Genomic DNA, 5,329 nt, shown 5'->3' with positions numbered 1-5,329 from the left:
ATAAAATTGTGTTAAACTAGCTAGCAGATGGAGGAAAATTATGCTGATGATATTCTTATTGCCGGTCTTTGGCCTGGCCGCCGCCTACCTGGTCAACTTGATCTGGCCCAAGGCCGCTTTTAGAGGCTACGACGTTATGCCTTTCTTTTTGATCTATGCCTGCCAGCTGATGACCAATTTAAAGGGCGTGCCTTCCTTTTTGCCTGCCGGCTTTCTGCTTTACTTCATATTGATACTGCTGGCCGCAATCAGATGGGCCATGATCAATAAGAACATTTCCCTGGGGAAAATGTTCCGCCAGTTCTGGTCCTATCTTGATGCCTGCAGTTTCTTTTGGTACTGCGGACTGCTTTTGGTCGTTTTAATCTGAATGAGAACTGTCAACCGCCCTTGGCGGCTGGCAGTTTTTTAATTTTTTCGGAAATCTGCTTGTGTTTTTCAGATATTGTGGTTTAAAGTGGGGATTTGTGGTAAATTGTTAACAGAAGGGAGGAGCCTGCCATGTTCATGGGCGAATACCAGCACAATTTGGACGCCAAAGGCCGCTTGATCATTCCGGCAAAGCTGCGCGAACAGATTGGGCCAGCCATGGTTTTGACCCGGGGCATGGAAGGCTGCATTTTTGGCTATCCTTTGACGGAATGGGCCAAGATCGAGGCCAAGCTGGCCAAGCTTCCTTTGACGAAGAAGAACGCGCGGAGTTTTACCCGGATGTTTTATTCGGGCGCCATGGAAGGTGAATTCGACAAGCAGGGGAGAATCAACTTGTCCCCCACCTTGAAGAAGCATGCCGGCCTGGTTAAAGAATGCGTCATTGTCGGCGTCTCCAACCGGATTGAAATCTGGGCCAAGGAGCGCTGGGAAGAGTATTCTGACGAAGCCAATGAAAGCTATGATGAAATTGCGGAAGATTTGGACGATATCGAGTTATAAAGATGGAATTTAAGCATACTAGCGTGTTATTGCACGAAACAATTGACAACCTGGCCCCTCGAAGCGGTGGCACTTACGTAGATGCCACCTTTGGCGGGGGCGGGCATGCAAGATACCTGCTAAGTAAGCTGGATAAAGGAAATCTGATTGGTTTCGACCAGGATCAGTACGCGATTGACACCGCCCAGAGCAATTTCGCTGACTTTTTAAAAGAAGACAGCCAGCCGCGCTTGCAGCTGGTCCACAACAACTTCAGTCACTTAAAAGAAGAACTGGATAAGCTGGGCATCAGCGGCATTGACGGCATCTACTATGACCTGGGTGTTTCATCCCCGCAGCTGGACCAGGCTGAGCGCGGTTTTTCCTACCGTTTTGATGCCAGATTAGACATGCGGATGGACCAGAGCCAGGACTTTGACGCCTACCAGCTGGTCAACCAGTATGACCAAAAGCAGCTGGCTGACGTTCTTTACCGTTATGGCGACGAGAAGTTTTCCCGGCAGATCGCCAGAAAGATCGTTGAAAGAAGACGGGTCAAGCCGATCGAAACTACTTTTGAACTGGTAGAGATCATCAAGGAAGCCATTCCGGCAGCAGCCCGCCGCAGCGGCGGACACCCGGCCAAGAAGAGCTTCCAGGCCATCCGGGTGGAAGTCAACCACGAGCTGGACGTTTTGCAGGCCTCTCTGGAAGAAGCCATCAGCCTGCTTAATCCCGGCGGCCGGATCAGCGTCATTACCTTCCAGTCTTTGGAAGACAAGATCGTCAAGAAAACCTTCAAGAAGTATTCAGAAGTTGAAATTCCCCGCGGGATGCCGGTTGTGCCCGAAGGGATCAAGCCAACTTTACGCCTGGTCAACCGCAAGCCAATTACGGCTAGCGAAGAAGAACTGGCGGAAAACAACCGGTCACACAGTGCAAAATTAAGAGTAGCAGAGAAATTATAAAGAGGACCACAATGGCTGGAAACACAGTTAGAAAATATAATTACGAACCAGAAGAGGAAGCCCGGAAAAGTCCTCGTTTGGTGGTTGACCCGCAGAAGGTGCCGTACTCAGCTTTTGAAAAGCTGCTGGCAGCCTTGGGCCTGCTTGGAGCAGCTGCCTTGATTACCTTGAACGTGTCTGCCAGCGTTTCGGCGACTTACGCCCAGCGGCAGTTAACCAATGTCAAGGAATCAATTACCAAGCAAAAGAACGCAACGGCTGACTTGCAGCAGGAAATTGGCGAGCTATCGTCAAATACCCGCTTGAACAAGATCGCCCAAAGTCAAGGACTGAAGTTGCGTGAAAATAACATTAGGACAATTCGCTAATGAAGAAGACCACTAATTTAAGAAAAATAAAATCCAGAGCACACGGCTATCGCTTTACAGTTGGGAGAATTCTAGAGCTAGTCGTTGCTTTGGTTTTTCTTTTTTTTGCTGGCCGCATGCTCTATCTGTCGATTTCCAAGACCATTGACGGCCAGGACATCAGTAAGAGAACTGCCGCGATTTACCGGCGCAACACTGTTTTGACGGCTAACCGGGGCACGATTTACGATAAAAACGGCCTGGTGATTGCCCAGGACTCCCACACCTACACGGTTTACGCGATTTTGGACAAGACTTATGTCGACTCCAATAAGAAACCGCTCTATGTCAAGGACAAGGAAAAAACAGCTGAAAAGCTGGCCACGGTTTTGCCAATTTCAAAAGCGAAAATCCTCAAGTATCTGAATCCAAAAAACAAGAACACCTTCCAGGTACAGTTCGGGACAGCAGGATCCGGTTTAACCTTGACTGAGAAAAAGAAGATCCAGGCCATGCACCTAACGGGGATCAAGTTCATGGAAACGCCGTCCCGCTTGTATCCAAATGGGGTTTTTGCCTCAAACGTGGTCGGCTACACGGTTTCAAAGACCAATTCCAAGAGCCAGGCGACGGAACTGGAAGGGGTCACGGGGCTTGAAGCCTACTTTAACAAGATCCTCAAAGGGACCAACGGTTATGAGACCAGCATGGTTGACTCCACGGAAAACCAGCTGCCAAGCGGGTCTCATTCCTACAAGGCAGCTAAAGACGGGGACAATCTCTACTTGACGATTGACTCTCAGCTGCAAAGCGCCCTTGAAACCTATATGAGCAAGGTGCAGAAAAACTACAAGCCTAAAGCCATGACAGCGGTTATTGAAGACTTGAAGACCGGGAAGATTCTGGCAGCCTCTCAGCGGCCGACCTTCAACTCCCAGACCAAGGCCGGGATCAGCAAGGCGGGCAGCAACCTCCTGGTCCAGTCCAGCTATGAGCCTGGTTCTGTTTTCAAGATCCTGTCTCTGGCAGCCGCGGTCAACAGCGGCAACTATAATCCAAATGCCTACTACCGGTCAGGGTCAATTACTGTTTCCGGCTCCACCATCTATGACTGGCAGAAGTCCGGCTGGGGGACGATTCCATACTCCCAGGCCTTCCCTCGTTCCAGCAATGTCGGGATGGTCTACTTGGAAAGAAAGATGGGGGCCAAGCTCTGGCGCAAGTACCTCAAGATGTTCCGCATTACCCACAAGACCGGGATCACCCTGCCAGGTGAAGTATCCGGCAGCTTGTCCTTCTCCAGTCCGGTTGACCAGGCGGTAACTTCCTTTGGTCAAGGGGTCACGGTCAACGTCATGCAGATGATGCAGGTTTACAGCGCCCTGGCTAACAACGGGCAGATGGTCAAACCGCAATTGGTGGAAAAAATTACCGATTCTTCCGGCAAGACGGTCAAGAGCTACAAGGTTCAGAAGGTCGGCAAGAAAATTTTTACGACCCAGACCAGAAAAGTAGTCATGCAGAATATGAAGAAGGTTCTGGATGAAAAAATCGGGACGGGCCACACCTACTACATGAAGGGCAAGGACTTCGGGGTCAAGACCGGGACGGCCCAGATCGCCAAGGCAACCGGCGGCTACATGACCGGGGACCGGAACTACATCTTCTCAGTCGTAGGGATTACCCCGACCGACAATCCCCGCTACTGCATTTACTTGACCATGAAGCAGCCAAGCCGTTTAGGCAGCGGGGCAGAAACCATCCTGGCCCAGATCTTCAAGCCGATGATGAGCCGGCTGGTTCTGTTGAACAAGGGTGACAAGTCAGCTTCAGCCGTGGTCAAGGTGCCTAAATTTACTGGCATGACCTACGCCAAGGCTAAGAAGACCGCGACCTCAAACGGCCTCAATCTGGTTCGGCTGGGGACCGGGTCCAAGGTTCTCAGCCAAAAGGCAGCGGCGGGCGAAACGGTATCCGTCGGCAGTACTGTCTTTGTTTTAACCAGCGGCAAGATCACCCTGCCAGATTTGACTGGCTGGAGCGAAAGCAAACTGGAGGCTTATGCCTCCCTGGCTGGAATCAAGCTGCAGCTGTCGGGCAGCGGCAAGGTCAAGTCGCAAAGCCTGGCTGAGGGGACAACTGTTAAATCAGGGACGAAATTGAAAGTAGAGTTAAAGGAGTAATAGATCGATGCAAGCAAGTTTGATTGCTTTTATGATTTCACTGGTATTAAGCGCCTTGCTTTTGCCATGGCTGATTATCTGGATGAGAAGCCACGACGAAGGCCAGCAGATCCGCGGTGAAGGACCAAAGTGGCATGAAAAGAAGTCGGGGACGCCGACCATGGGGGGAACGGTCTTCGTTCTTTCAGCCGCTGTGGCAACGATCGCCATCTGTGCTTATAAGGGCCAGCTGACCAAGACAGTCTGGATTTTGTTAGTTGCCCTTTTGGGTTACGGGGTTATCGGCTTCCTGGATGACGGCTTGAAGCTCTTTTTCAAGCGGAACCTGGGCCTTAGAGCCTGGCAAAAAATGGCCCTGCAGCTGGTCGTAGCCGCCGGGATCGTTTTGCTGGCAGCCAGTGACAACTTTGACTTTGGCCTCTACCTGCCTTTTGCCGGGGTGGTCAAGAACATGGCTCTGTTTACCTTGTTTGAAGTTTTCTGGCTGGTTGGCTTTTCAAACGCCGTCAACCTCTCAGACGGTTTGGACGGCCTGGCAACCGGTCTGTCCTTTATCGCTTACGGAACTTACGCCTGGCTGGCCTTCAAGAGCCAGAACTTTGGCGTTTTGGTCTTCTGTATGGCGGTAATGGGGGGCCTGGCAGCCTTCTTCATGTTCAACCACAAGCCGGCTAAGATCTTTATGGGGGATGCCGGTTCCCTGGCCCTTGGGGGCGGTTTAGCAGCGGTCAGCATCTTCTTGGGCCGGCCATGGTCCTTGCTTTTGATCGGGATCGTCTTTGTCTGCGAAACGGCCAGCGTTATTCTGCAGGTTGCTTCGTTTAAGACGACCGGCAAGCGGATTTTTAAAATGACGCCAATCCACCACCACTTCGAAATGCTGGGCTGGTCCGAATGGAAGGTCGACCTGGTCTTCTGG

General features: G+C 51.2%; 6 protein-coding genes. All 6 read left to right on the top strand.

Features of this window, described 5'->3' with window-relative positions; all coding sequences use genetic code 11:
* Nucleotides 1-40 precede the first annotated feature (40 nt).
* Complete coding sequence (locus ACI32D_RS09115; protein ID WP_439776256.1) at nucleotides 41-370, top strand: DUF3397 domain-containing protein; 330 nt, start codon at nucleotides 41-43, stop codon at nucleotides 368-370.
* A 131-nt stretch (nucleotides 371-501) separates the two neighbouring features.
* Nucleotides 502-933, top strand: a complete 432-nt coding sequence (gene mraZ, locus ACI32D_RS09110; RefSeq protein WP_003619156.1) for a division/cell wall cluster transcriptional repressor MraZ — start codon at nucleotides 502-504, stop codon at nucleotides 931-933.
* A gap of 2 nt (nucleotides 934-935) precedes the next feature.
* A complete protein-coding gene (gene rsmH, locus ACI32D_RS09105) occupies nucleotides 936-1,880 on the top strand; it encodes a 16S rRNA (cytosine(1402)-N(4))-methyltransferase RsmH (RefSeq protein ID WP_439776255.1) in 945 nt (314 codons plus the stop codon).
* Between the two features lie 11 nt (nucleotides 1,881-1,891).
* A complete protein-coding gene (ftsL, locus tag ACI32D_RS09100) occupies nucleotides 1,892-2,248 on the top strand; it encodes a cell division protein FtsL (protein ID WP_439776254.1) in 357 nt (118 codons plus the stop codon).
* Nucleotides 2,248-4,410, top strand: coding sequence for a penicillin-binding transpeptidase domain-containing protein (locus ACI32D_RS09095; RefSeq protein ID WP_439776253.1), 2,163 nt, complete (start codon nucleotides 2,248-2,250; stop codon nucleotides 4,408-4,410). The genes ftsL and ACI32D_RS09095 overlap by 1 nt, the downstream gene beginning before the upstream one ends.
* 7 nt (nucleotides 4,411-4,417) lie before the next feature.
* On the top strand, nucleotides 4,418-5,329 hold a 912-nt coding region (gene mraY / locus ACI32D_RS09090; RefSeq protein WP_439776252.1), incomplete at its 3' end, for a phospho-N-acetylmuramoyl-pentapeptide-transferase.

The organism is Lactobacillus sp., assembly GCF_051873315.1.
In the GTDB taxonomy this organism is placed as follows: domain Bacteria; phylum Bacillota; class Bacilli; order Lactobacillales; family Lactobacillaceae; genus Lactobacillus.
The sequence above is the reverse complement of the archived record's forward strand: the minus strand, read 5'-3'. Positions and strand labels throughout refer to the sequence as shown.